Genomic DNA, 24,405 nt, shown 5'->3' with positions numbered 1-24,405 from the left:
CCCCTCACACCATGGAACTGGAAACTTCAAGCATTGTCCTGCTGACCCTCAGCACCGCCGTGAGCTTCGGCCTGGGGCGCACCTTCATGCATTTTCGCAAGAAAAAGCAGAAAAAAGACGCCCAAGAGCGCGGGGCAAAAGCCCTGCGCGACCGGCCTGCCGAGCCGGAATCGAAAAACAAGAGCAAACGCAAGCGCCAGCTTCAGCAGATGGAAAAAGGGCAGGCAAGCCAGAAGCGCTGACCTGCTTGAGCCCGAGCCAGAAAAAGTCGCTTGATTTTTCACGCGGGCATGGCCCGGCGCCAAGAAGAAGTGCTACCTTTCGAGTGCCGATATTGGCGTTTGGAGGTGAATGTGGCGAACCTAGAACTCAAGAAATACCAGGATGCGACAAGGGCTGAGAAGCTGAACAAGGGCGTCGAGCACGCCCGGGAGCTCCATGCGCAGTTTTTCGCGCTGTTCGACCAGTTCAGGCCTGCGCTCTTCAGCCTCGATATTTCTTCAGAGCCGATGCCGCAAGGAGATGGCCTGGCCCGCCTGCGCATCATCACGCCGTTTGGCGATATTTTTGCCACCGCAGCCTACACCTTCGACGACGGCCACGTGGGCGCCGCGATGCTTTTCACCGATGAGAAAAAAGTCGATGACCGAACTGTCTCGCGAAAACTCAACGCCGTGCTCTTGGCGCGGGAGGGGTTCTGGGTCGACGCGGACGGCGACCGGGTGAAAACGCCTTTTGTGGAGATGAGCGAGAAGATTGCCTATGCGCCTGTCCACAAGGCGCTGGCCGCCAAATTGAAGGCGGATTCGGAGTACGTTTCCAGTTTTACGCGCTCGTTCCTGCTGTAAGAGCGAGTCCGCTCATTGTGGCTTGGCTGCGGAACCAGACGTGTCGCCAGACTGGATTTTTAAACTTTTGAGTTGATGCCGATCGCCCGAAGGACTGGCTGCCTCTGGTCGCCATGAGAAACTGTTTTCAGGCATTTCAGCGGTGGGGGTAACAGTGCGGGGAGCGTCCCCTGATTGCCATGAAGCCTGCATGCTAGGGTTCTTGGCGGAAGCGGTGAGATTCGAACTCACGGAGGACTCGCATCCTCGGCAGTTTTCAAGACTGCTGCATTCAACCGCTCTGCCACGCTTCCAAGCCGACTAGTTTAACCGCAGGGCATGGCGACTTCGGATGCGGCCTTGAAAAATATGGATCATGCCGCCTGCAGCATGCCTTTGGTTTCGATGAAGGCGACCACCTCGGCCAGGCCGGTGTTGGTTTTGAGGTTTGTCATGACGAAAGGCTTCAGGCCTTTGGCTGTGGTGCGCATGCGGATCGTGTCTGCCTCCATCACCCCTAGATCGGCGCCGACGTAGGGTGCCAGGTCGGTCTTGTTGATGACGAACAGGTCGCTCTTGGTGATGCCCGGGCCGCCCTTGCGCGGGATTTTTTCGCCGGCAGCCACGTCGATCACGTAGATGGTGAGGTCGCTCAGTTCCGGGCTGAAGGTGGCCGCCAGGTTGTCGCCACCAGACTCGATGAACACCACGTCGGCATCGGGAAACTCCTCCAGCATGCGGTCTATGGCCTCTAAATTGATTGAGGCGTCCTCGCGGATCGCCGTGTGCGGGCAGCCGCCGGTTTCCACACCCATGATGCGTTCGGCGTCGAGCGCGCCGCTGACGGTGAGCAGGCGCTGGTCTTCCTTGGTATAGATGTCGTTGGTGATGGCCACCAGGTCGTATTTGTCTTTCATGGCCTTGCAGAGCATCTCCAGCAGGGTGGTCTTGCCCGAGCCGACGGGGCCGCCTATGCCCACGCGCAGGGGTGGCAGTTTCTTGGTGCGGTTGGCGATGTGGTGCAGGCTCATGCGGACTTTCCTTGGACAGTTCAAAAGGGCGGCGCTTCGGTCAGGAGCGAAACAGCCGCGAGTACTGGGTTTCATGCTGCGCCGAAAGGATCGCCAGCATGGGTGAGAACGCCTGGCGTTCATGGTCAGAAAGCAGTAAGGCCGCTTCGACCGCGTCCGGAATGTCCCGGCTCAATCTAGCCAGGATGCGCTGGCCGGCGCTCTGGCCCAGCGGTACTGATTTCAGGGCGGCCTGCATCATGTTTTCGGCCCAGCCGAAGGCGTAGGCCAGCATGCAGTCGCGCGTGCCGGCCGCAGTTTGCGACGCCGCCAGCGCAAAAGCCACCGGATAGGTTGGCTGCATCCGGGCGCAGGCGGCTATGTGCGCCGGGTTGGCGCCGTCATGGTTGCGCAGCCAGTCGAGCAGCGAACGGCCCATCTGCTCGGCCTGCAGCCGCAGTTCGCTGGTTTCGCGCGTCTGCAGCACCCAGTCGTTGAGTTGCTCGATGCGCGGCAGGTCGGCTTCGCGCCAAGCGGGAATCGCCTGGGCAATCACCGCCAGGTCGCCGCGCGCCAGCGTCAGGTGGAGCTGATCGGTCAGCCAGTCGGATGCTATGCTTTCCGTAGCTACTCCCGCCCGTTCCACGGCCGCCTCAAACACTTCCGAGTATGAAAATCCCCCCACGGGCAAGGCCGGGGAGGCGAGCCAGATCAGCTGGAGCAGGCTGGCCGCAGGCAGGATTTCTGTCGCTGGCGTCAATGGCTGTGCGGCTTGCGCGGATGGATCTGGATGGCCACCGGCTTGATGGCCGGCGGCGCATGGCCGTGGTCATGGTCATGGTTGCAATCCGGTCCGTGGACATGGGCTGCTGGCGGCGCGGTGGCAACTTCTGGCGCATGCGCATGTTCGTGACTGTGGCCGGCAGAACTGTAGGCGCCGCCTTCGGGCTCGAACGCTTCCAGCACTTCATGAACAATCAGGTGCATGGCGCGCAGCAGGTCGGCCAGCACATGGTCGGGTTCGATTTTGAGGTGGTCGGGTTTCAGCTCAATCGGCACATGGCGGTTGCCCAGATGGTAGGCGGCGCGGGTCAGGTCGAACGGCGAGCCGTGCGCCGCGCAGGCCGTGATGCGCAGCACCGCCTGTGGTGCGGCAATCACCTTGATCATTGAGCCGTCTTCGGCGATCAGCACGTCGCCGCCGCGCACCAGCGTGCCGCGCGGCAAAAAAACGCCAAGCGGGCGACCCAGCGAATCTAGCGCGTCAAAGCGGCTTTTCTGGCGCACGTCCCAGTCGAGTTCCAGGGTGGACGCGCGTTTGACGAGCACCGGCGCCAGGCCGGCGCCCTGCGAAATAAGTTTGGAAATTTGAAACATGGCGTTCAATGGAATGGTCGATCAATGGACGAGAGAAACTTTAGCGGCTGATTTCACCAGTTGCCGTAGCGGGCCACGATACCCCGCCACAACGCATCGCGCTCCGCGCCCAGGTGCGTGCCGCTGGCGTCGCCGGAAGCATCCTTGCCCACGGCCATATGCACTATCACAAGCTTCAAGGCCGGGTCCACAAAAATGGCCTGACCGTAGATGCCCAACAGGACAAAACGTCGGCTGCTGCCGGGCAGCAGCCAGGTCTGCAGGCCGTAGCCCATATAGGTACTGCCCTTGTTGATCATTCGGCCGGGCCTGAATATCTCAGGTTGACGGGCTGCGTCGGTCATGGCCAGCACCTGGTCGCGTGCAATGACGGGCTGGCCACGGGCTTGACCGTCGTTGGCCAGCAGCCAGCCCAGCCGGGCGTAGTCGCGGACTGTCGCGTTGAAATTGCCGGCAGCGTATTCCACGCCATCGAGCGGATTGATGAGCCAGGTGGCCATGGACTCGGCGCCCATGGGCTGCCAGATTTTCTCTGCTACGTAGTCGCACAGCGTGCGCCCGGTGGCGCCGCGCAGCACCAGGCCCAGCATTTGGGTTTCGGCGCTGGCGTAATTGAAGCGTTCGCCTTCGGGTGCCGCGCGCACGGTGATGGTCTGTGCTGCCTTGGCCGCGCCCTGCTTGCGAACGGCCTGGCCGAAAAGAGCCAAGTCGTCATGGCCCGAATAATCTTCGACAAACTGCGCGCCCGAAGCCATGCGCAGCAGGTTGATGATGCGCGTTTCGCCGTACAGGGTGCCCGCCAGCACCGGCGCATAAGTGGCAGCCGTATCGTCCAGCGAGTGGATGCGGCCTTCTTCAAGCGCCTTGACCACGGCCAGTGCCACGATGGATTTGGCCATGGAGTTCGACAGCATGCGCTGCTGCGGCGTGCGCCCATAGTTGTAGCGCTCGGCCACAATGTCGCCGTCTTTGAGCACCAGAACGGCTGTGGCGCGCTGGCGCTGCATGTAGTCGTCCAGAGACTGCGAGCGGCCCTCGAAGCGGTAGCGAAAAGCCGGTTCGGTGGCTGTTTTACTGAGCGCCAGCGGCTCAATCGAGGGTTGCAGCACGCAATGCGGCGCAAAGCTGTCCATGGCGCTGAAAGAACCTACACGGTAGGCTTCCTGCTGCGCCTGCGCCATGTTGCGCGCCACCGGGTAGCCCCAGGCCTTGCCCAGCGCATCTTCATCGGGTGCTGCCTGTGTCACTGCCGCCAGTCCTGACAGCAGTGCGGCGGCAACAAAGGACAAGAGGTTTTTCATGGTGGGAACACAAAGTGACAAATGCATCAGTGTGCCATGAGGGTGCGACGCGTCAGCCCCACGGGTTTGCGGGATCAGAACAAAAAGTAGCGCTGCGTCATCGGCAGGCTGGCGGCTGGCTCGCAGCTCAAGAGCTGGCCGTCGGCGCGCACCAGGTAGGTCTGGGCATCAATTTCCATTTTCGGCAGGTAATGGTTATGGACCATGTGCTGCTTGCGCACGCCCCGGATGTTCTTCACCGCGCTGAGCGTCTTGGCCAGGCCAAAGCGCTCCTGGATGCCGGCGGCCAGCCCGGCCTGCGAGACGAAGGTCAGCGAACCCTTGGCCACCGCGCCGCCGAACGCCCCGAACATCGGCCGGTAATGCACCGGCTGTGGTGTGGGAATCGACGCGTTGGGATCGCCCATGGCGGCCATCGCGATGAAACCGCCTTTCAGGATGATCGACGGCTTGATGCCGAAAAACGCAGGTTTCCAAACCACCAGGTCGGCGAACTTGCCGACTTCAACGGAGCCGACCTCGTGCGAGATGCCGTGGGCAATCGCCGGGTTGATGGTGTATTTACTGATGTAGCGCTTGACGCGGAAATTGTCGTGGCGCTCGGTGTCGCCCGGCAGCTTGCCGCGCTGCTGCTTCATCTTGTGCGCGTTTTGCCAGGTGCGGATGATGACTTCGCCGACCCGGCCCATGGCCTGGCTGTCGCTGGACATCATGCTGATGGCGCCCAGGTCGTGCAGGATGTCCTCTGCGGCAATCGTTTCCTTGCGGATGCGGCTTTCGGCAAAGGCCAGGTCTTCGGCAATCGACGGATCGAGGTGGTGGCAGACCATCAGCATGTCCACATGCTCGTCGAGCGTGTTGACGGTGTAGGGCATGGTCGGGTTGGTGGACGAAGGCAGAAAGTTCACCTCGCCGACCACGCGCAGGATGTCGGGCGCATGGCCGCCGCCCGCGCCTTCGGTGTGAAACGCGCACAAGCTGCGGCCCTTGGTCGCGGCAATGGTGTTCTCGACAAAGCCCGATTCGTTGAGCGTGTCGCTGTGAATGGCGACCTGCACGTCAAGCTCCTCGGCCACGTCCAGGCAGTTGCTGATGGCGGCTGGCGTCGTGCCCCAGTCCTCGTGCAGTTTCAGCCCGATCACGCCGGCGTTGACCTGCTCGTGCAGCGCGGCCGGCAGGCTGGCGTTGCCCTTGCCCAGAAAGCCCAGGTTCATCGGGAAGGCATCGGCGGCCTGCAGCATGCGCTCGATGTTGCACGGTCCGGGCGTGCAGGTGGTGGCAAAGGTGCCGGTGGCCGGGCCGGTGCCGCCGCCCATCATGGTGGTGACGCCGCTGGTCAATGCTTCCTCGATCTGCTGCGGGCAGATGAAGTGGATGTGCGAATCAATGCCGCCGGCCGTCACGATCATGCCTTCGCAGCTGATGATCTCGGTGCCGGGGCCGATGATGATGTCCACGCCCGGCTGCACGTCGGGGTTGCCGGCCTTGCCGATGGCGGCAATGCGCCCGCCCTTCAGGCCAATGTCGGCCTTGACGATACCCCAGTGGTCGAGGATCAGCGCATTCGTCATCACCGTGTCCATGGCGCCTTCGGCATTGGTTCTTTGCGACTGGGCCATGCCGTCACGGATCGTCTTGCCGCCGCCGAACTTGACTTCCTCGCCATAGCTGCCGGCGCGCAGTGTGTAGTCGGCCTCGACCTCAATCAGCAGGTCGGTGTCGGCCAGCCGCAACCGATCGCCCACCGTGGGGCCGAAGATTTCGGCATAGGCGCGTCTGCCAATCGTTGCCATCAAAGCGCTCCCTGAATCAGGCCGCGAAAGCCGAAGATGTTGCGCTCGCCGGCGTAGTCCACCAGCTCCACCGTTCGTTGCTGGCCCGGTTCGAAACGCACCGCCGCGCCCGACGTGATGTTGAGCCGCATGCCGCGCGCGGCAATCCGGTCAAAACCCAGCGCCGCGTTGGTTTCCGCAAAGTGGTAATGCGAGCCGACCTGGATCGGCCGGTCGGTGGTGTTTTGCACCACCAAGGTGATCGTGCGCCGGCCTTCGTTGAGGAGATGGTCGGGGCCGTCGGTAAAGAGTTCGCCGGGTGTCATCTAACGGGTACTCCGCTGAACCTATTTGCCGCCGCGCGACATCCAGATCGCGGTGGCCATCATGATGCCCAGGACTGCAAAACCCCAAGCATCCGTCGCATGCCAGTGCGTGCCATCCATGGCATGTCCATCATGGCCAAAAGCGGCGTTTGCGCTCATGGTTATTGCAGTAGCCGCTATTATTTTCATAGTCGTACTTGTTTTCATGGTTTGTATGCTGCGCTCTACACAATCGGCTGATGGACGGTCACCAGCTTGGTGCCGTCGGGAAAGGTGGCCTCGACCTGGATGTCGGGAATCAGCTCGGCAATGCCGTCCATCACGTCGGCGCGGGTCAGGATGGTGCGGCCCTCGCTCATGAGCTGGGCCACGGTCTTGCCGTCGCGCGCGCCTTCCATCACGGCCGCGCTGATCAGCGCCACGGCTTCGGGGTAGTTGAGCTTCAGGCCACGGGCGCGGCGCCGCTCGGCCAGCAGCGAAGCGGTAAAGATCAGCAGCTTGTCTTTTTCGCGGGGGGTCAGTTCCATGGGGCTCTTTCGGGTTCGGCTTTTTTAAAATTGCAAGATTGGTGCCACCCGCCTTTTGGGCGTTAGCCAGGTGCGGCGCGCAGGTGGCACAGAAGGTGCAGCAAGCACCGGCTATTTAACTTTCACCCGACCTGCCGCCATTTTTTGTTCATGAAAACTGCCGCCACGCCTTTACCGCCACCGCCTCCCCCGGCCCCGCCGGACAAGGGGCGGGGCTCCGGCGTCGAAGTGGCGGTGCAGCGCATCATCAAGGTCCGCCGCGACTACAACAGCTGGGTTGCCAGCGAAACCAAGGAAGACTATGCGCTGCGCTTCACGCCGCAAAGCTTTCGCAAATGGTCTGAATGGCGGGTGGCCAACACCGCGTTTGGCGCGGCGTCGTTCCTGATTCTGGAGGCCGTGGGCGCAACGCTGCTGGTCAAGTACGGCTTTACCAATGCCTTCTGGGCCATCGTGGCGACGGGGCTGATCATTTTACTGGCCGGCCTGCCGATCAGCATCTATGCCGCGCGTTATGGCGTGGACATGGACTTGCTGACGCGCGGCGCTGGTTTCGGCTACATCGGCTCGACGCTGACGTCGCTGATCTACGCGTCGTTCACCTTCATTTTCTTTGCGCTCGAAGCGGCCGTGATGGCCTATGCGCTGGAGCTGGCTTTCGGGATTCCGCCCACATGGGGATATCTGGTTTGCGCGCTGGTGGTGATTCCGCTGGTGACTCACGGCGTTTCGACCATCAGCCGGCTGCAGGTCTGGACGCAGGCCTTGTGGCTGGTGATGCTGGTCGTGCCTTTCGTTTATGTTTTTGTGCTCGCTCCTGGTGCGTTTTCAGGCGTTGTCGATTACGCCGGCGAAAAGGGGCGCAGCGGCGTGTTTGATTTGCACTTGTTTGGTGCTGCTTTGACGGTCGGCATCGCATTGATTACCCAGATGGGCGAGCAGGCCGACTATTTGCGCTTCATGCCGGTGCAGACCCCCGCCAACCGCTGGCGCTGGTGGGCTGGAGTGCTGGTCGGCGGGCCGGGCTGGGTGCTGCTGGGCGTGGTCAAGATGCTGGGCGGCGCGCTGCTGGCTTATCTGGCAATTTCCAACATGGTGCCGCTGGACCGGGCCGTGGACCCGAACCAGATGTACCTGGCAGCTTATGAATACGTGTTTCCCAACTACGGCTGGGCGGTCGGCGCGACGGCGCTGTTTGTCGTGGTGTCGCAACTCAAGATCAATGTGACCAATGCCTATGCCGGCTCGCTGGCCTGGTCGAACTTTTTCTCGCGCCTGACGCACAGCCATCCGGGACGCGTGGTCTGGCTGGTGTTCAACACCGCCATTGCCTTCATGCTGATGGAAATGAATGTGTTCCAGGCGCTGGGCGAGGTGCTCGGGCTGTATTCGAACATCGCTATTGCCTGGGTGATGGCGGTGGTGGCTGACCTGGTCATCAACAAGCCGCTGGGCCTGTCGCCCAAAGGCATCGAGTTCAAGCGCGCCCATCTGTACGACATCAACCCGGTCGGCGTGGGCGCGATGGCGCTGGCGTCGCTGCTGTCGATTACGGCGCATCTGGGCTTGTATGGCGAACTGGCACAGGCGTTTTCGGCAGTGATCGCCATGACGACCGCGTTTGTCGCGGCGCCGCTGATCGCCTGGGCGACGAAGGGGCGTTATTACATCGCGCGCAACTCCGATTCGGCGCTCTACCAGCGCCAGGCCACCCAGCGCTGTGTGATTTGCGAGCGCAGCTATGAAGGCCCCGACATGGCGCATTGCCCGGCCTACCAGGGCCTGATCTGTTCGCTGTGTTGCACGCTGGACGCGCGCTGCGGCGACCTGTGCAAGCCCCATGCGCGCGTGTCCGTGCAGTGGTCGGCTGCGCTGCGCTGGCTGCTGCCGCGCCGCATCTGGCCGTATCTGGACACCGGCCTGAGCCACTTTTTGCTGCTGATGGGGATCATCGTGCCGCTGCTGGCGGCCATGTTCGGCCTGCTGTACCGCCAGGAAATCACCTTGCTGGCCGAACTGGCGGCGTCCGAATCGGCCTTGCGCTCCGGGTTTCTGAAGGCCTACATGGCGCTGCTGGTGATGGCAGGGCTGGTCGCCTGGTGGCTGGTGCTGGCGCACAAGAGCCGCCAGGTGGCGCAGGAGGAATCGAACCGACAGACCCATCTGCTCATGCAGGAAATCGAGTCGCACCGGCAGACCGACGAAGCCCTGCAACAGGCCAAGCGGGCGGCCGACCAGGCGAATCAGGCCAAGAGCCGCTACATCAGCGCCATAAGCCACGAGTTGCGAACGCCGCTCAACAGCATCCTGGGCTATGCGCAGCTGATGGGCGAGGACGCCGGCATTCCGCCGCACCGCAAGCAGGCGGTCAGCGTCATCAAGCGCGGCGGCGAGCATTTGCTGTCGCTGATCGAGGGCACGCTGGACATTGCCCGCATCGAAGCCGGCAAGCTCACGCTCAGCGTCAGGCCGATGCAGTTTGCCGACTGCGTGCACGAGGTGGCCGGCATGTTCGAGTTGCAGTCGGCAGCCAAGGGCCTGCGATTTGTGTTTGAAGCGGTCGGTAACCTGCCCGAACTGGTGCGGGCCGACGAACAGCGGGTGCGTCAGGTGCTGATCAACCTGCTGGGCAACGCCATCAAGTTCACCGCCGAAGGCCAGGTCATCTTCCGGGTGCGCCATGCGCGTGAAATGGCCTATATCGACATCGAGGACACCGGCCCCGGCATGAGCGCGGCCGAGCTGGAGAAGATTTTCGAGCCGTTCGCGCGTGGCAGCACGGCGGGGCAGAGCGTGGGCGGCACATCGGGCGCTGGCCTGGGGCTGACGATTGCCAAGATGCTGACCGACCTGATGGGCGGCGAGATGCGGGTAGACAGCACGCCGGGCAGGGGCTCGGTGTTTCGCATCCGGTTGTTCCTGCCCGAAGTGCACTTGGGGACTGCCAGCTTTCCCGCCACCAAGGTCCGCGATGCCCGGCGCCGGCCGCAGGGTTACGAAGGACCACGCCGCAAGCTGCTGGTGGTGGACAACGAGGAGCCCGACCGCGAGTTGCTGGTGCAATTGTTGGAGCCCATGGGTTTCGAGCTGCGTACCGCCGCCAGCGGCCACGACTGCCTGGATTTGCTGGCGGCGGGCTTGCGGCCTGACGTGATCTTCATGGACCTGGCCATGGCCGGCATCGACGGCTGGGAAACGCTGCGCCGCGTGCGCAAGTCGGGCCACACCGGCATTCACCTGGCGATCGTGTCGGCCAACGCCTTTGACAAGGGGCTCGACAACGACGTGGGCATACGCGCTGAAGATTTCATCCTCAAACCGGTGCGCCACACCGAATTGATCGACTGGCTGGAGCGAAACCTTGGCCTGGTCTGGCGTTATGAAACCCTGGCAGCGAACTCCGACCCGGTGGTTGCCATGCCCGCGCCACGCGTCCTGCCGGATGCGCGCCATCTTGCCAGCCTGCTCGAAGTGGTGAATCTGGGCTTTTACCGTGGCATCCTCAACAAGCTGGCGGACATTGAAAAGCAGCAACCCGCCACCGCTGCCTTTGTCGAGGAGATGCGGCTGCTGGCGCGGCAGTTCCGGTTTGAAGCAATGGCTACAGAGCTCCTACAGAAAGAACCCGGCCATGAACAAGATGCCTGAACCCGCCCCGATAAGCGACCGTCGCCTGGACGACACGCTGAACCGCGCCAACAGCGACGTGGTGCTGATCGTTGACGACGTGCCCGACAACCTGGCGGTGCTGCATGACGCGCTCGATGAATCGGGCTTCACCGTGCTGATCGCCACCAGCGGCGAAGCCGCGCTGCAGCGCGCCCAGCAGGCGGTGCCCGACATCGTGCTGCTCGACGCCATGATGCCCGGCATGGATGGTTTTGAAGTGGCCAGGCAACTCAAGGCAACGGCTGAAACAGCCCACATTCCCATTATCTTCATGACCGGCCTGACCGAAACCGAGCATCTGGTGGCCGCCCTGCAGGCTGGCGGCGTGGACTATGTGACCAAGCCGATCAAGCCCAAGGAAGTCATGGCGCGCATGGGCGTGCATCTGCAGGGCGCGCGCCGGGCCCGTCAGGAGGCGCGGCAGGCCGGGCAGGCGCGCAATGCACTCGACGCGTTTGGCTACGCCAGCATGACCGTGCGCATGCATGCCGATGGAAAAGAAGACGGCAAGCTGGTCTGGCAAACCCCGCTGGCGCGCGAGCTGCTCATGCGCTACTACGGCACCACGGCGCCGCAAACGCCGCCGCCCGTGCTGGACTGGCTGCGCCGCCACCTCGCGGATGCCGAGCGCCAGATCGAGCCGCCGCGCCTGACCATCGAGCAGGGGCCGCGCCGCCTGACATTCCGGCTGCACCAGCAAACCGATGACAGCGACAGCGGCGGCGACTGGCTTATCGTGATGCGTGAAATCTCGGACGATGCGGTGGTCGAGGGCCTGAGCCTGAGTTTCAAACTCACCGTGCGCGAGGCCGAGGTGCTGTACTGGGTGGTCAAGGGAAAAGTCAACCGCGATATTGGCGATATCCTGGGTTCCAGCCCGGCCACGGTCAAAAAGCACCTGGAACGCGTGTACGCCAAGCTCGGCGTGGAAACCCGCACGGCAGCAGCGGGCCGCGCCATGAATCGCATCCGCCAGCTTCATCCTCAGTTTGAATGCTGAAGGAAAACCTGCATGGTTGGGCTGGCCGGTTATAATGGCGGGTTCGGTAACGCATCAGCGTTTTTCATCGAAGTCACTATCCACTCCGGCTTCTTTCTCAAATGCGGCGCTTCCTGGAGCCCCAATTCCCAGCGATCTGGCACTGCTTTCAAGGTTTATCAGCCTTGATGCCCACAGCACTGTTCCATTTCCTGGCGAGCACTTTCCCCAACGGTGCCCACTTATGGCTCAACCTGCCCAGGCTTAAACCGCCTGGCGGCTAGATACCGAATAAACGTTGGCTTGCTCGCAGGCTGGTTACTCTCTCCCCAAGAAGCCGGAAAAATATCCGGTAAAGACTTTATGAACATGAACGACTCTCAATTAGAGGTAGGCAAATACCTCGTATCGCCGCTTGCCAAGCAGCAGGCCGAAGGCCGCTACGCGGCATCAGTTTCCATCCGCTCCGGTCGCGGCAGCGGCACCCATGACCGGGTGCTGCGTTTCACCGGACTTTTCGACAGCGCCGCCGCTGCCGTACATTACGCTACCGAGCACGCGCTGGGCTGGATTCACGAACGCTCATCGCCCGTTTGCGCATGAGGCACTGCCAGCCCGTGTGGGCTGGCGAAACCCCCATAATTTTCAAATATCAGGAGTTATAGATGGCCAAAGAAGAATTGATTGAAATGCATGGACTGGTCGACGAAGTCCTGCCCGACTCGCGCTTTCGCGTGACGCTGGACAACGGCCACAAGCTCGTGGCCTACACCTCGGGCAAGATGCGCAAGAACCATATCCGCATCCTGGCAGGCGACCAGGTCTCGCTGGAACTCTCACCCTACGACCTGAGCAAGGGCCGTATCACCTTCCGTCACATTGCCGGTCGCGGGCCAGGACCTGCTCCGCGCCAGAACCGCTAAGCGCCAGGCCCTTCCCGCAATTTTCCACGGCACCCGGTGCCATGGCGTGCGGGTCAGGCACCCGGTGCACCCGGCAGGGTGCAGCTTCCCGGGCAGATCAGCGCCCCGCGGCCATATGCTCCGTCTTTTTGTCCAGCACCATTTCCGGTTCCTGGGCTTCCTCCCACGTCTCGTTGTTCAGGCCCGCATGCAGCCGCTCCACGTCGAGCTCGTTGGTCCACTTGGCCACGACCAGTGTTGCCACGCCATTGCCAATCAGGTTGGTCAGCGCGCGCGCTTCCGACATGAAGCGGTCGATGCCCAGGATTAGCGCCAGGCCGGCCACCGGCACCGTGCCGACCGCAGACAACGTTGCCGCCAGCACGATGAAGCCGCTTCCGGTCACGCCCGCAGCGCCTTTTGAGGTCAGCAGCAACACGCCCAGCAACGTGATTTCCTGCATCAGCGTCATCGGCGTGTTGGTGGCCTGCGCGATGAAGACCGCCGCCATCGTCAGATAGATCGACGTTCCATCCAGGTTGAACGAATAGCCGGTGGGAATCACCAAGCCCACGGTGGTCTTTTTGGCGCCCAGGTTTTCCATCTTTTCCATCATGCGCGGCAGCACCGATTCGGACGACGAGGTGCCCAGCACGATGAGCAGCTCTTCCTTGATGTACTTGATGAACTTCCAGATGCTGAAGCCGTGGAGCTTGGCAATCGTGCCGAGCACGACAAAGATGAAGATCAGGCAGGTCAGGTAAAACGCACCCATCAGCTTGCCCAGCGAAAACAGCGAGCCGACGCCGTACTTGCCAATCGTGAAAGCCATGGCGCCAAACGCACCGATGGGCGCGACCTTCATGATGAAGCCGACGATGGTGAACAGCACGTGCGAGGTTTTCTCGATCATGTCAAACACCAGCGTGCCGCGGCCGCCAAAGCGGTGCAGCGCAAAGCCGAACAGAATGGCAATTAGCAGCACCTGCAGGATCTCGCCCTTGGCAAAAGCATCGACAAACGCGGTAGGAATCACATTCAGCAGGAAATCAGTGGTGCTTGCCATCTTGCCTGGGCCGGTGTAAGCCGCGACCGCCTTGGTGTCCAGCGTGGCCGGGTCAATGTTCATGCCTGCGCCCGGTTGCAGGAGATTGACCAGCACCAGCCCGATGATCAGCGCAAAGGTGCTGACGACTTCAAAGTACAGCAGCGCCAGTCCGCCAGTCTTGCCCACCTTCTTCATGTCTTCCATGCCCGCGATGCCGACGACCACGGTGCAGAAAATGATGGGCGCGATCATCATCTTGATCAGTTTGATGAAGCCATCGCCAAGCGGCTTCATGCTTTCGCCGGCCGAGGGATAGAAAAATCCCAGTGCGACGCCGGCGACGACAGCGCAGATCACTTGGAAGTACAGGGAACGGTAAAGCGGCAATTTGCGCGGGAGTTCTAAGGTGGTCATGGGCGTGGTGCATCGGTTGATGCGCCAGTAAAAGATTGAGGAAAGCCAATATAGCCAGCGCGTGCCGATTGAATATACGTAGTACCCACAAATATGCGCGTTTTCATCACTTAAATTAGTAATGATTGTTTTTTTCAGATTTTATGACCAGTCAATTTTTGTGGATATCTCAACAGGCGCTGAAAAACAAAAAATACGTTGCCGTCCTACAGTCTCGCGCGATGGCGAATGCTTTGATGATGGGCCTGTCGGCGTGAGCCATCAGTTGCTCATCAAGCCGGCGATACCCACACAAGGAGCTCCTCCATGCCTTTGAACACGACGCCTTCGTTTCGCAGCGGTTACCTTCCCGATGAGCCAGCGAATACCGACTTCCCCACCGAATACGCCCGATTGCGTGAAGAGCTGGAGCGTCTGCTGACCGAACCCGACAAGGATTTCAAAAGAATTGATGCGCTGGTTGACCAGCTTGAACTGGTTCAGCTCGCTTTCAAGGAACAGCACGGCATCAAGGGCAACAACCCTAATGAATGAGTTGCTGCAAGCTAGAAGAATGTTTGCAAATCGCGCCTGACAGCGTGCGTGCAGGAGTGTTTTCTTACAATGCGCGATGCTCTTTTTTTGTAGCAAGCAACGCCCGCCAGTATTGCGTAAAAAGCCTATTTACCGTTTATTTCAGACCGGTTTTATGACTTGCCTAGGGTCGGTGCGGCTTTACAGAACTACACGGTCTTCGGAGATTTCTTACGGGCGTCTGTCTTGCACACTGGCATGAACCGCAAGCGATTCCTTTTAAGTTAGGGCTGTCAACCGGACACATCCACTTCAAAGGAGATCAACATGCCCATCATTGCCTGGTTACTCGGTGTTCCCATCACCGTCATCTTGTTGCTGATGCTTTTCGGGGTGTTCTGAAAAACCGCCGGCCAGCCTGTCAAGGATGCAAAAAACCCGCCTCGGCGGGTTTTTTCATAGCCGCGTGCCATCGGCTGACGCCCGTCCGAGCCTGTCTGCGTCGGCCGCGTTGGCAGGGCGGATGCGCATTTGCTGCACCTGCCACCATGCGGGCAGCAAGCGTTTGACTTCCGGCCGTGCAAACCGGTCGTCCATCAGGAAGACCACGCCCTGGTCCTGCGTGGTGCGTATCACCCGGCCTGCGGCCTGCACGACTTTTTGAATGCCCGGGTAAAGATAGGTGTAGTCATAAGCCTGCCGGGCGCCAAAATTTTCAGCCATCCGCAGCTTGATCTGCTCGTTGACCGGGTTGACTTGCGGCAGGCCCAGCGTGGCGATGAAGGCACCGATCAGCCGCTGGCCGGGCAGGTCGATGCCCTCGGCAAACGCGCCGCCCAGCACGGCAAAACCAATGCCGCGTCCCTCGGGCACAAAGCGCGCCAGGAACTCGTCACGCGCCGCTTCATCCATGCGCCGGGTCTGCTGCCACATCGGCACCTGCGGGTGCAATTGCTGGAAGCGCTCGGCCAGCTTTTCCAGGTAGTCGTAGCTGCTCAGAAAAACCAGGTAGTTTCCCGGCTTGTCGTCGTACTGCCGCGCCATCAGGTGCGCGATGGGCGCCAGCGACAGCTCGCGGTGCTGGTAACGGGTCGAAATATCGCTGACCACCTGCACCGCCAGCTGCTCGGCCAGAAACGGCGACGGCACATCGATCCATGCCGTGTCGGCCGGCAGGCCCAGCGTGTCGGCATGGTAGTTTTGCGGGCTCAGCGTCGCTGAAAACAGCGCGGCCGACCGGGCAGCGGCAAAGCGCGGCGCCAGGAAGGGCGCGGGCACGACATTACGGATGCACAGCCGGCTGAACCTGGCCGCCAGGCGGCTGGAGCCGAAAGGGGCATTGCGGACACGCGCATCGTCAAGCGTGATGTCGAACAGCGAATGCGCGCCAAAGCTCTCGGCCATGCGCGAGAAATGCAGCGCATCAAAATAAAAGCGCTGCAGCGCGGCATCGACCCGCGTCGGATGCGCCTCCAGGTCGTCAGTGATGGCCGTGGTGGCTTGCTGCAAGGCCAGCAAGAATTTGTCAGGCAGGCAGGCGCGAACCTGGTAAGCCTGCTCCGACAGGTGCTGCGGGTCCCTGGCCAGGTCGCGCCAGACGCGGTGCAGGCGGTCGAGCGGCTTTTTCAGCGCCGGCCCGGCCGACTGCCGCACGCCGGCCAGTTCGGACTGGTCAAGCTCGGCCGAATACATCTTTCGCGCCCGCTCCACCAGGTTGTGCGCCTCGTCAACCAGCACGCTGACGCGCCAGCCATTGGCCAGCATCAAGCCATGAAGCAGGGCGCTCACGTCAAAATAATAGTTGTAGTCGCCGACCACCACATCGCTCCAGCGCACCAGGTCTTGGCTCAGGTAATAGGGGCACACGCCATGCGCCAGCGCCACCGTGCGCAGCGCTTCCTTGTCGAGCAGGGCGCCAACTCCGGGTTCGGCCAGTGCGGCGCTGCGCGCAGCTGGCAGGCGGTCGTAAAACCCCCGGGCCAGCGGGCACGACTCGCCATGACAGGCTTTGTCCAGGTGCTCGCAAGCCTTGTCGCGCGCCACCAGCTCGATCACGCGCAGCGGCAGCGGCGGCGCGCTGCTTTTGATCAGCGCCAGCGCATCGAGCGCCAGGCGGCGGCCCGGCGTCTTGGCTGCCAGAAAAAACACCTTGTCGATGTGCTGCCGGGGCGCGGCCTTGAGCAGCGGAAAGACCGTGCCGATGGTCTTGCCAATGCCGGTGGGCGCCTGCGCCATCAGGCAGCGGCTGCTGACGGCAGAGCGGTACACCGCCTCGGCCAGTTCACGCTGGCCGGTGCGAAAGGCCGCATGCGGAAAAGCCAGCGCCGCCAGCGCTGCATCGCGTGCCGCGCGGTGTGCCAGTTCCTGCCGCGCCCAGCCCAGGAATTTTTCGCACTGCGCCTCAAAATAGCTTCTCAGCGCATCGGCGGTGAAGCGCTCCGTCAAACGCGTTTCCTGCTGGCTGCCGATGTCCAGGTAGACCAGCGCCAGCCGCACCTCGGCCAGTTCCAGCTTCTGGCACAGCAGCCAGCCGTAAACCTTGACCTGCGCCCAGTGCAACTGGCGGTGGTTGTCGGGCATGGTGGCCAGGTCGCCGCGGAAGGTCTTGACCTCTTCCAGCTGGTTTTGTTCAGGATCGTAGCCATCGGCGCGGCCGCGCACCCGCAATTCCTTGTAGTCGCCACTCAGGCTCAACTCTGCCAAGTAACCTGCACCGCGGCGCGAGGCCACCAGCGCATGGCCGGCGATGCCTTCCTGCGCGGAAGGCGAGGGCGTGAAGCGCAGGTCCAGGTCGCCTTGCTTGGCGGTGAATTCGCACAGCGCCCTGACAGCGACGACATAGCTCAATTCAGGCGCTCGCTGGCAGCTTCGGCCGCCTGGCTTGGGTGCGGCCCAAGGCGTGAAAAGCCGTCACTTGGGCTTGACGTAATTCATGGCCGTGTCGAATTCCTCGCGCGACAGGAAACTGTCGTGGTTGGTGTCGGCTCGATCAAAATTTTTCGCCACGCCGCGAAAGCCCGAGGCTTCCTCCCGGCTGATCTTGCCATCGCGGTTGCCGTCCATGAAACCGAAGGCCCGTTCCAGGTCACTGGCCGCGTAGCGCGGCACCGGCGCGGGAGCTTGCGCAGCGGCCGCGCCGGAAGTGGCAGCGGGGGCATCGGTGCCTTGGGCCTGGGCGCCCAGGGCCAACAGCGCAGCGGCCGCGCTCACGCCGAGCATCCTGGCCCAGACCTGCAATGAAGTTCTGCCGGTGCGCACGGCAAAAAGGGCAGGATTTCGGTCAACGCGATGGAGGGAAAAGACCTTGGAAAAATTCATGAATCGGCTAATCAAAAAGTCAGACATGCGCGCTATTGGACGCCAGTTTGCACGGCGGCTCCAGCAAACTTGCAGCGTGTTTCGCAGCTTTACGCGGCCAGCACACCAGCGCACACACTGCTTTGCCTTGTCAACAGGCTTGATCCGGTTGCATGCCATGGCCATGCATGCGCTTGCGGCTGACAGCCGGGGCATGGACTGTCCCACAGCAGCCGCTGGGCCGGCTTTCGACAATCAAGACTCCCATATCGATTTTAAAAGCACAAGGAAACACCATGGCAACCAGCAGCATTCTGGGCGGCGCCAAAGCCCCCGAGGAAATCAGCGGTAAAGACTTGCAGGCCTTGGGTCCCAGCGATAACTCCGACAGCGGCAGCGATGCAGTGGGCGCCTACGGCGACGATGAACTGTCGAGCGACAGCGACTCCGTGGGCACCGGCGAGCGCGCTTCGGCAGGCCTTGGCCGCAACCAGCCCGATGCGGACATCCTGCCCGATCACATTGAACCAGCACCTGGCGATGATGCGGACACCGACCTTGACCTCAACGACCTGAGCGAAGTCGATGACCTGGCCGATGACAGCGCTAACCTGGACATCGATGTAAAAGATGACGGCGACGGAACCGCAAACGGGTCTCGCTGAAATCCTGCCTTTTCCCGGCCAGCGGCTTGCGGCCATGCGCAGCACCCGATGCAGTGCCGCGTCGCGGTAGCCGCGTTTTCGGTTCATGCCTGCGCAGTGTAGCGGGCTCCCGGGCAGGCCGCGAATGCGGCAACCAGGACAATTCAGGCTTGGCGCGCTCGCCTGGGCGCAGCGGGAAACGGTAGCAGCGATCGATACCGTTACCATGGGCGCTCCAGTTTTTTCAAACCTCCGCGCAAGCTTATGAAAATCTCAAAAATAGCCAAGTCTTCCCGTCTGGAAGACCGCTCCTTCATGCTTTTGCTGGTGCTGGTTTCTCTGGCTTTTTTCTGGGTGCTCTGGCCCTATTACGGCGCGGTCTTCTGGGGCTCGGTGCTGGCCATTTTGTTCAATGCGCTGTTCCTGCGGCTGCTCAGAAAAATGCCGCTCAAGCGAACGCTTGCCGCCCTGGTGACGCTTTCCATCATCCTGGTGCTGGTCATCCTGCCGGTCGGGTTGATCAGTGCTTTGCTGACGCAGGAAGCGGCCGGCGTGTACCAGCGCGTGCAGTCCGGCGAACTGAGTTTTGGTCGCTATTTCCAGCAAATCTACAACGCCCTTCCGCCATGGGTGAACGGAATCCTTGGCCGTTTGGGCCTGGAAAATCTGGTGCTGATCCAGGAGCGCGTGACCAGCAGCCTGACGCAGGGCAGCCAGTTCATCGCCACTCAGGCGCTCAGCATCGGGCAGAACGCGTTTGATTTTTTCGTCAGCTTTTTCATCATGCTGTACCTGCTGTTTTTCTTCCTGCGCGATGGCGGCTCCCTGTCGCGGTGCATCAAGGAAGCGATTCCGCTCGAAGCCGAGATCAAGCGCGACATCTTCAGCAAATTCACCACCGTCATTCGCGCCACCGTCAAGGGCAACATCGTCGTGGCCATGCTGCAGGGCGCCCTGGGCGGGCTCATGTTCTGGTTCCTCGGCATTCACGCGCCGGTGCTGTGGGGCACGCTGATGGCGTTTTTGTCGCTGCTGCCGGCGGTCGGCGCGGCCATCGTGTGGATTCCCGTCGCCATCTATTTCCTGGCCACCGGCGCCATCTGGCAGGGTGTTTTGCTGGTTGTCTATGGCGTGCTGGTGATCGGCCTGGTTGACAACATCCTGCGCCCGGTGCTGGTGGGCAAGGACACCAAGATGCCCGACTATGTGGTGCTGGTCTCCACGATTGGCGGCATGTCGCTGTTCGGGCTCAACGGCTTTGTCATCGGCCCGGTGATCGCGGCGATGTTCATGGCAGCATGGGCTATTTTCATGAAGGCCCGGGAGGAAGCGCCTCCCGAGCCACCCTTGGCCTGAATCACCGCTTTTATTGATAAAAAATGCTGTTTGCGCAATGGCTACGGGCGCAAGCAGCTATTGATTAAATAGCAGGCTGAACCGGCGTCGGCTGCTGGCCGACGGGCAGCGTGGCCATGTCCACCACGAAGCGGTATTTCACATCGCTCTTGAGCATGCGCTCGTAGGCCGTTTCGATCTCGTCCATGCGGATCGCCTCAATGTCCGACACCAGCCCGTGCTGCGCGCAAAAATCCAGCATTTCCTGGGTTTCCCGGATGCCGCCGATCAGTGAGCCGGCCAGGCGGCGGCGCTTCATGATCAGGTTGAACACGCCGGGCGACGGATGCGGGGTAGCCGGTGCGCCAACCAGCGTCATGGTGCCGTCGAGTTTGAGCAGCACCAGGAAGGCATCCAGGTCATGCGGCGCAGCCACCGTGTTCAGGATGAAGTCGAAACTGCCGGCATGCGCGGCCATTTCGTCGGCATTCTTGGACACCACGACTTCCTTGGCACCCAGGCGCAGCGCGTCCTCGCGTTTGTTCACCGAGGTCGTGAACAGCACCACATGCGCGCCCATGGCGGCGGCAATCTTCACGCCCATGTGGCCCAGTCCGCCCAGGCCGACAATGCCAACCTTGTGGCCCGGGCCAACCTTCCACTGGCGCAGCGGCGAAAAGGTGGTGATGCCGGCGCACAGCAGCGGCGCCACGGCGGCCAGGTCGGCTTCAGGGTGCGAAATGCGCAGCACGAACGACTCGCGCACCACGATGTGATTGGAATAACCGCCATAGGTGTTGGCGCCGGTGCCCTGCTCGGGGCCGTTGTAGGTGCCGGTGAAGCCGTTGTCGCAGTATTGCTCCAGGCCGCCTTCGCAGGGCGCGCAATGCTGGCAGCTGTCAACCATGCAGCCCACGCCGACGATGTCGCCGACCTTGAACTTGCTCACCAGATCGCCAACGGCCGTGACGCGACCGACGATTTCGTGGCCGGGCACCGAGGGATACACCGTGTTCTGCCATTCATTGCGCGCTGTGTGAAGGTCGGAGTGGCAGACGCCGCAATGCAGGATGTCGAGCGCGACATCGAGCTGGCCCGGTGAACGGCGATCAAAAGTGAAAGGCGCCAGCGGGCTGGTGGCGGAGGTGGCGGCGTAGCCGAGTGCTTGGGTCATGACGAAATCCAGGTGTTGAGCGTTGGCAAGCCGGTGATCCTAGCCCTTTAGGGCGTCTGCCGCATGACCCGGCCGCCTAAACCCGCGTAGGACCCGACTTCATTTTTCAATCGTCCATTTCACACATGATTTGCATGCTTTGCGCAGATCAGGAAAGCATGAATAGCTATTTATTTTGTAGCAGATAGTAAATGAGCGTTTAAAACGCTGGTCGAATTTACCGCCGCACCTGCCTGCAAAGCCCCTTGTTTGGGGGATAGACAACGGCAGGCTCTTTGGTGACGATAGCTGGACGGTGCGCGGACGCACTGTTGGATACAGAGTAACAGGAGGAGATGAAGATGCTTATTTTCAGCAACCGTGAATTTGAAGGCCGGGCCACCATGTCCGCCATTGATCAACAAATGACAGCCAATGTCGCCCGGCGGGCGCAGGCTGGGCACAAGCGCCCGACGCACACGCAGCAGACAGCGCAAGTACCCTGGAAAGTGGTGCAAATGGACTGCGATGTGGACGATGCCGAATCTATGAATGAATTGTTACCCTTGTTTCAGGAAGCGCGACCGCTTCTGCTCTACCTGCATGGCTACAACAGCACGCCAGCCGCCTTTTTTGAACGTTGTGACCGATTGCAGTCGCTCTACGGTCTGGAAATCGTCAGATTTTCCTGGTCATCGAAAAAACACCTGCTGGACGATGGCTTTCATCCCGGTTTCGATGCCGGGATGGACGATGGCCTGCAGCGGGAACTGGCGCGGCTGTTTGGTTCGCAGTCGGATTCACCGTCCACAAAATATCCCGCCCCGCTTTATCCGGTCGCCGGCGATCTGGAGAACCTGACCTGCTCATGGTGGCTGCTGATGGCCCTGCCAGGCGTCCGCCATTGACCTGATGTTACGGGGCTACATAAGTAGCCGCGTCGCCGATTGCCTGCGATGGCTTGCTCTTTTGGCGGCTTTGAAGGGAAACATTTTCAGCTGTCGCGCTTGCCAATTTCTAACGCCCATGTTGAAGTGACGCATACAGCCCAAGTCACAGGGCCGACCGCTGGAAAAGCATTTTTTGGGCAATGAAAGGCACATATGTGGGAAAGCTTGACGACAACCGGCGAAAGCCAAGCCGGCCAGCATGGCCGCTGGGCGGGAAAGTATCGATCCAAAATGGTTCTTGCCATGGTCGCGGCTGTCTTGATACTGGGTGCCTGCGGTGGTGGCGACGACCCCGGGTCGGCGGGAAATTTCAACATTGGCGTCACCGTGGGCGGACAGTTTGTCAGCCGAACGCCCGTGTCTCCCGGTGGTTCGCTGGACCTTGCCATTCGTGCGGGCGAGTCGATCATTCTTGATGCAGGCGAACCAGCGATCTGGACATTGCTGGTGGGCGGGAGCGCGGTAAGTGGGGGAGCGCAGGTGTTCTTTGCGGGTGCAAACATCACGGCAACCACCTTGAACCAGTCTGCAGTGGCGGTGGACACCCGCGCCGACTTCCGGCTGCGCGCCCCGGTTCCCATATCCCTTGTCGCCACGTCCACCTTTGATTCGGTGCAGGTGGCGACTGTCAATCTGCTGATCACGAATTAGGCTGAAGGACCGCGCCAGGTCAGGGCAGAAAGACCGGACTGCCAGGGGCCACGCAGCTTTCGTCACACAGGGGGCACAGCAGAAGGTCAAGCCGGTTTCTATCGCGCTGAAGTTCCTTGCCAGATGTCTGCTCATTTCACATGACCCGGTCTGTGCGTACGCCACCCGGCGTATTTCCCAATCCCCCGCTTCTCCCTAAAGTTCACCCATCGCGACGAAAAGGCCCGGTTCCCCTGGCCCACCAGCGAGATGGAAACCTTGTCAACCCACCGGAGAAGCACTCATGCAACGTCGATTCACCCTCAAGGCGCTTACTGCTGCTGTCGCCCTGACCACCCTGTCCGCGCTGCCTGCGTATGCAGCAGAAGACACCATCAAGGTCGGCATCCTGCACAGCCTGTCGGGCACCATGGCGATTTCCGAGACCGTGCTGAAAGACACCGTCTTGATGGCGATTGACGAGATCAATGCCAAGGGCGGCGTGCTCGGCAAGAAGCTGGAGCCCGTCGTCGTCGATCCGGCTTCCAACTGGCCGCTGTTCGCCGAAAAAACCAAGCAGCTGCTGGGCCAGGACAAGGTCGCCGTGATTTTCGGCTGCTGGACTTCGGTGTCCCGCAAGTCGGTGCTGCCGGTGGTCGAGGAAATGAACGGCCTGCTGTTCTACCCGGTGCAGTACGAAGGCGAAGAGTTGTCCAAGAACGTGTTCTACACCGGCGCGGCGCCCAACCAGCAGGCCATTCCTGCGGTCGACTATTTGATGAGCAAGGCCGGCGGCGGCGCCAAGCGCTGGGTGCTGCTGGGCACCGACTATGTGTACCCGCGCACCACCAACAAGATTTTGCGCGCCTACCTCAAATCCAAAGGTGTGGCCGACAAGGACATCGACGAAAAGTACACGCCGTTTGGCCATTCGGACTACCAGACCATCGTCGCCGACGTGAAGAAGTTCAGTCAAGGCGGCAAGACGGCGGTGGTCTCGACCATCAACGGCGACTCGAACGTGCCTTTCTACAAGGAACTGGGCAATGCCGGCCTGAAGGCCAAGGACGTGCCGGTCGTCGCGTTCAGCGTGGGTGAAGAGGAACTGCGCGGTGTCGACACCAAGCCGCTGGTCGGCCACCTGGCGGCGTGGAATTACTTCATGTCGATCAAGAACCCGGCCAACACCGAGTTCATCAACAAATGGTCTGCCTACGCCAAAGCCAAGAAGCTGCCCGGCGCCGACAAGCCTTTGACCAACGACCCGATGGAAGCGACCTACATCGGCATCAACATGTGGAAGCAGGCAGTTGAAAAAGCCAAGTCCACCGACACCGACAAAGTGATTGCCGCCATGTCCGGCCAGACCTTCAAGGCACCATCGGGCATCGTGAGCAAGATGGACGAGAAAAACCACCACCTGCACAAGTCGGTCTTCATCGGCGAGATCAAGGCCGACGGCCAGTTCAACGTGGTCTGGAAGACGCCTGGCCCGGTCAAGGCCAAGCCATGGAGCCCGTACATCGAAGGCAACGACAAGAAGCCTGACGAGCCGGTCAAGGGTGCTACCGTCGCCAAGAAGTAACGCTGATTCGAGGCCAGCCCCCACCCCGGCCCTCCCCCAGTGGGGGAGGGAGTAAGACGGGGAAGCAACAGTTGGGGTCCCGCCTTGCCCTGGTTTTGCTCCTTCCCCCGCTGGGGGAAGGTCGGGAAGGGGGCTCCCCCTCCCTC

25 protein-coding genes and 1 tRNA gene are annotated in these 24,405 nt (G+C 61.5%); 12 read left to right on the top strand and 14 right to left on the bottom strand.

The window, feature by feature from the left end:
• The first annotated feature begins 11 nt into the window (after positions 1-11).
• Together ACP7AD_RS00885 and ACP7AD_RS00880 are read left to right on the top strand one after the other, a co-directional pair.
• Positions 12-242: a hypothetical protein gene (locus tag ACP7AD_RS00885; protein ID WP_426145158.1), complete on the top strand. Its 231-nt coding sequence runs from the start codon at positions 12-14 to the stop codon at positions 240-242.
• Between the two features lie 30 nt (positions 243-272).
• Positions 273-848: a hypothetical protein gene (locus ACP7AD_RS00880; protein WP_426145156.1), complete on the top strand. Its 576-nt coding sequence runs from the start codon at positions 273-275 to the stop codon at positions 846-848.
• Between the two features lie 203 nt (positions 849-1,051).
• Here ACP7AD_RS00880 and ACP7AD_RS00875 read toward each other — a convergent pair.
• From ACP7AD_RS00875 to ACP7AD_RS00835, 9 genes are all read right to left on the bottom strand, one after another.
• Positions 1,052-1,141: transfer RNA gene (locus tag ACP7AD_RS00875), tRNA-Ser, on the bottom strand.
• Between the two features lie 60 nt (positions 1,142-1,201).
• Positions 1,202-1,858, bottom strand: coding sequence for an urease accessory protein UreG (gene ureG / locus ACP7AD_RS00870; RefSeq protein WP_426145155.1), 657 nt, complete (start codon positions 1,856-1,858; stop codon positions 1,202-1,204).
• A gap of 40 nt (positions 1,859-1,898) precedes the next feature.
• Positions 1,899-2,597 carry an urease accessory protein UreF gene (locus ACP7AD_RS00865; protein ID WP_426145153.1) on the bottom strand — a complete coding sequence of 233 codons (699 nt, stop codon included), beginning with the start codon at positions 2,595-2,597 and terminating at the stop codon, positions 1,899-1,901.
• Positions 2,594-3,214, bottom strand: coding sequence for an urease accessory protein UreE (gene ureE, locus ACP7AD_RS00860; RefSeq protein ID WP_426145152.1), 621 nt, complete (start codon positions 3,212-3,214; stop codon positions 2,594-2,596). The genes ACP7AD_RS00865 and ureE overlap by 4 nt, the downstream gene beginning before the upstream one ends.
• Before the next feature lie 53 nt (positions 3,215-3,267).
• Positions 3,268-4,515 carry a serine hydrolase domain-containing protein gene (locus ACP7AD_RS00855; protein WP_426145151.1) on the bottom strand — a complete coding sequence of 416 codons (1,248 nt, stop codon included), beginning with the start codon at positions 4,513-4,515 and terminating at the stop codon, positions 3,268-3,270.
• Between the two features lie 74 nt (positions 4,516-4,589).
• Entirely contained in the window at positions 4,590-6,308 is a 1,719-nt protein-coding gene (gene ureC, locus ACP7AD_RS00850; RefSeq protein WP_426145149.1) for an urease subunit alpha, read from the bottom strand.
• Positions 6,308-6,613, bottom strand: coding sequence for an urease subunit beta (locus ACP7AD_RS00845; protein WP_426145148.1), 306 nt, complete (start codon positions 6,611-6,613; stop codon positions 6,308-6,310). The genes ureC and ACP7AD_RS00845 overlap by 1 nt, the downstream gene beginning before the upstream one ends.
• Positions 6,614-6,634: 21 nt before the next feature.
• Complete coding sequence (locus ACP7AD_RS00840; RefSeq protein WP_426145147.1) at positions 6,635-6,772, bottom strand: hypothetical protein; 138 nt, start codon at positions 6,770-6,772, stop codon at positions 6,635-6,637.
• A 65-nt stretch (positions 6,773-6,837) separates the two neighbouring features.
• Positions 6,838-7,140, bottom strand: a complete 303-nt coding sequence (locus ACP7AD_RS00835; protein WP_293633736.1) for an urease subunit gamma — start codon at positions 7,138-7,140, stop codon at positions 6,838-6,840.
• Between the two features lie 150 nt (positions 7,141-7,290).
• On the opposite strand from ACP7AD_RS00835, the gene ACP7AD_RS00830 reads away from it, so the two are divergent.
• From ACP7AD_RS00830 to infA, 4 genes are all read left to right on the top strand, one after another.
• Entirely contained in the window at positions 7,291-10,788 is a 3,498-nt protein-coding gene (locus tag ACP7AD_RS00830) for a hybrid sensor histidine kinase/response regulator (RefSeq protein ID WP_426145145.1), read from the top strand.
• Positions 10,772-11,809, top strand: coding sequence for a response regulator (locus ACP7AD_RS00825; protein ID WP_426145144.1), 1,038 nt, complete (start codon positions 10,772-10,774; stop codon positions 11,807-11,809). Before ACP7AD_RS00830 ends, ACP7AD_RS00825 begins: the two co-directional genes overlap by 17 nt.
• Positions 11,810-12,151: 342 nt before the next feature.
• Positions 12,152-12,391, top strand: coding sequence for a hypothetical protein (locus ACP7AD_RS00820; protein ID WP_426145142.1), 240 nt, complete (start codon positions 12,152-12,154; stop codon positions 12,389-12,391).
• 62 nt (positions 12,392-12,453) lie between these two features.
• On the top strand, positions 12,454-12,711 hold the full coding sequence (infA, locus tag ACP7AD_RS00815; protein ID WP_026780839.1) for a translation initiation factor IF-1: 258 nt from the start codon (positions 12,454-12,456) through the stop codon (positions 12,709-12,711).
• A 97-nt stretch (positions 12,712-12,808) separates the two neighbouring features.
• On the opposite strand, the gene ACP7AD_RS00810 is transcribed toward infA, so the two are convergent.
• Complete coding sequence (locus tag ACP7AD_RS00810; protein WP_426145140.1) at positions 12,809-14,152, bottom strand: dicarboxylate/amino acid:cation symporter; 1,344 nt, start codon at positions 14,150-14,152, stop codon at positions 12,809-12,811.
• 306 nt (positions 14,153-14,458) lie between these two features.
• Between ACP7AD_RS00810 and ACP7AD_RS00805 the strand changes: the two genes are divergently transcribed.
• Positions 14,459-14,686, top strand: coding sequence for a hypothetical protein (locus ACP7AD_RS00805; RefSeq protein WP_426145139.1), 228 nt, complete (start codon positions 14,459-14,461; stop codon positions 14,684-14,686).
• A 272-nt stretch (positions 14,687-14,958) separates the two neighbouring features.
• Here ACP7AD_RS00805 and ACP7AD_RS00800 read toward each other — a convergent pair whose 3' ends face one another.
• The 3 genes from ACP7AD_RS00800 to ACP7AD_RS00790 all read right to left on the bottom strand — a co-directional run bounded on the left by ACP7AD_RS00800 (position 14,959) and on the right by ACP7AD_RS00790 (position 17,875).
• Positions 14,959-15,138 (bottom strand): hypothetical protein, encoded by a 180-nt coding sequence (locus ACP7AD_RS00800; RefSeq protein WP_426145138.1) that lies wholly within the window; start codon positions 15,136-15,138, stop codon positions 14,959-14,961.
• On the bottom strand, positions 15,122-17,512 hold the full coding sequence (locus tag ACP7AD_RS00795; protein ID WP_426145136.1) for a helicase C-terminal domain-containing protein: 2,391 nt from the start codon (positions 17,510-17,512) through the stop codon (positions 15,122-15,124). Before ACP7AD_RS00795 ends, ACP7AD_RS00800 begins: the two co-directional genes overlap by 17 nt.
• A gap of 63 nt (positions 17,513-17,575) precedes the next feature.
• Positions 17,576-17,875, bottom strand: a complete 300-nt coding sequence (locus ACP7AD_RS00790) for an EF-hand domain-containing protein (protein ID WP_426165934.1) — start codon at positions 17,873-17,875, stop codon at positions 17,576-17,578.
• Positions 17,876-18,258: 383 nt separating this feature from the next.
• On the opposite strand from ACP7AD_RS00790, the gene ACP7AD_RS00785 reads away from it, so the two are divergent.
• Together ACP7AD_RS00785 and ACP7AD_RS00780 are read left to right on the top strand one after the other, a co-directional pair.
• Positions 18,259-18,627: a hypothetical protein gene (locus tag ACP7AD_RS00785; protein ID WP_426145133.1), complete on the top strand. Its 369-nt coding sequence runs from the start codon at positions 18,259-18,261 to the stop codon at positions 18,625-18,627.
• Between the two features lie 258 nt (positions 18,628-18,885).
• Positions 18,886-19,962 carry an AI-2E family transporter gene (locus ACP7AD_RS00780; protein ID WP_426145260.1) on the top strand — a complete coding sequence of 359 codons (1,077 nt, stop codon included), beginning with the start codon at positions 18,886-18,888 and terminating at the stop codon, positions 19,960-19,962.
• Positions 19,963-20,026: 64 nt separating this feature from the next.
• Here the strand turns inward: ACP7AD_RS00780 and ACP7AD_RS00775 are convergent, their stop codons facing one another.
• Positions 20,027-21,115 carry an NAD(P)-dependent alcohol dehydrogenase gene (locus ACP7AD_RS00775; protein ID WP_426145131.1) on the bottom strand — a complete coding sequence of 363 codons (1,089 nt, stop codon included), beginning with the start codon at positions 21,113-21,115 and terminating at the stop codon, positions 20,027-20,029.
• 509 nt (positions 21,116-21,624) lie between these two features.
• Between ACP7AD_RS00775 and ACP7AD_RS00770 the strand changes: the two genes are divergently transcribed.
• The 3 genes from ACP7AD_RS00770 (at position 21,625) to urtA (ending at position 24,259) form a co-directional block, all read left to right on the top strand.
• Positions 21,625-22,002, top strand: coding sequence for a hypothetical protein (locus ACP7AD_RS00770; protein WP_426165931.1), 378 nt, complete (start codon positions 21,625-21,627; stop codon positions 22,000-22,002).
• A 195-nt stretch (positions 22,003-22,197) separates the two neighbouring features.
• Complete coding sequence (locus ACP7AD_RS00765; RefSeq protein WP_426145127.1) at positions 22,198-22,695, top strand: hypothetical protein; 498 nt, start codon at positions 22,198-22,200, stop codon at positions 22,693-22,695.
• A 283-nt stretch (positions 22,696-22,978) separates the two neighbouring features.
• Positions 22,979-24,259 (top strand): urea ABC transporter substrate-binding protein, encoded by a 1,281-nt coding sequence (gene urtA / locus ACP7AD_RS00760; RefSeq protein ID WP_426145125.1) that lies wholly within the window; start codon positions 22,979-22,981, stop codon positions 24,257-24,259.
• The last annotated feature ends 146 nt before the right edge of the window (positions 24,260-24,405 follow it).

Source organism: Polaromonas sp. DSP2-3-2b2, assembly GCF_049895905.1.
Taxonomy (GTDB): domain Bacteria; phylum Pseudomonadota; class Gammaproteobacteria; order Burkholderiales; family Burkholderiaceae_C; genus Polaromonas.
Note: the sequence above shows the minus strand (reverse complement) of the source record. Positions and strands in the feature narration are given on the sequence as shown.

Excerpts from the sequence above, each read along its gene's own strand:
- ACP7AD_RS00885 (WP_426145158.1), top strand. The coding sequence starts at position 12 with ATGGAACTGGAAACTTCAAGCATTGTCCTGCTGACCCTCAGCACCGCC.
- ureG (WP_426145155.1), bottom strand. The coding sequence starts at position 1,858 with ATGAGCCTGCACCACATCGCCAACCGCACCAAGAAACTGCCACCCCTG.
- ureE (WP_426145152.1), bottom strand. The coding sequence starts at position 3,214 with ATGTTTCAAATTTCCAAACTTATTTCGCAGGGCGCCGGCCTGGCGCCG.
- ACP7AD_RS00855 (WP_426145151.1), bottom strand. The coding sequence starts at position 4,515 with ATGAAAAACCTCTTGTCCTTTGTTGCCGCCGCACTGCTGTCAGGACTG.
- ureC (WP_426145149.1), bottom strand. The coding sequence starts at position 6,308 with ATGGCAACGATTGGCAGACGCGCCTATGCCGAAATCTTCGGCCCCACG.
- ACP7AD_RS00845 (WP_426145148.1), bottom strand. The coding sequence starts at position 6,613 with ATGACACCCGGCGAACTCTTTACCGACGGCCCCGACCATCTCCTCAAC.
- ACP7AD_RS00840 (WP_426145147.1), bottom strand. The coding sequence starts at position 6,772 with ATGAGCGCAAACGCCGCTTTTGGCCATGATGGACATGCCATGGATGGC.
- ACP7AD_RS00835 (WP_293633736.1), bottom strand. The coding sequence starts at position 7,140 with ATGGAACTGACCCCCCGCGAAAAAGACAAGCTGCTGATCTTTACCGCT.
- ACP7AD_RS00830 (WP_426145145.1), top strand. The coding sequence starts at position 7,291 with ATGAAAACTGCCGCCACGCCTTTACCGCCACCGCCTCCCCCGGCCCCG.
- ACP7AD_RS00825 (WP_426145144.1), top strand. The coding sequence starts at position 10,772 with ATGAACAAGATGCCTGAACCCGCCCCGATAAGCGACCGTCGCCTGGAC.
- ACP7AD_RS00820 (WP_426145142.1), top strand. The coding sequence starts at position 12,152 with ATGAACATGAACGACTCTCAATTAGAGGTAGGCAAATACCTCGTATCG.
- infA (WP_026780839.1), top strand. The coding sequence starts at position 12,454 with ATGGCCAAAGAAGAATTGATTGAAATGCATGGACTGGTCGACGAAGTC.
- ACP7AD_RS00810 (WP_426145140.1), bottom strand. The coding sequence starts at position 14,152 with ATGACCACCTTAGAACTCCCGCGCAAATTGCCGCTTTACCGTTCCCTG.
- ACP7AD_RS00805 (WP_426145139.1), top strand. The coding sequence starts at position 14,459 with ATGCCTTTGAACACGACGCCTTCGTTTCGCAGCGGTTACCTTCCCGAT.
- ACP7AD_RS00800 (WP_426145138.1), bottom strand. The coding sequence starts at position 15,138 with ATGGCACGCGGCTATGAAAAAACCCGCCGAGGCGGGTTTTTTGCATCC.
- ACP7AD_RS00785 (WP_426145133.1), top strand. The coding sequence starts at position 18,259 with ATGGCAACCAGCAGCATTCTGGGCGGCGCCAAAGCCCCCGAGGAAATC.
- ACP7AD_RS00775 (WP_426145131.1), bottom strand. The coding sequence starts at position 21,115 with ATGACCCAAGCACTCGGCTACGCCGCCACCTCCGCCACCAGCCCGCTG.
- ACP7AD_RS00765 (WP_426145127.1), top strand. The coding sequence starts at position 22,198 with ATGTGGGAAAGCTTGACGACAACCGGCGAAAGCCAAGCCGGCCAGCAT.
- urtA (WP_426145125.1), top strand. The coding sequence starts at position 22,979 with ATGCAACGTCGATTCACCCTCAAGGCGCTTACTGCTGCTGTCGCCCTG.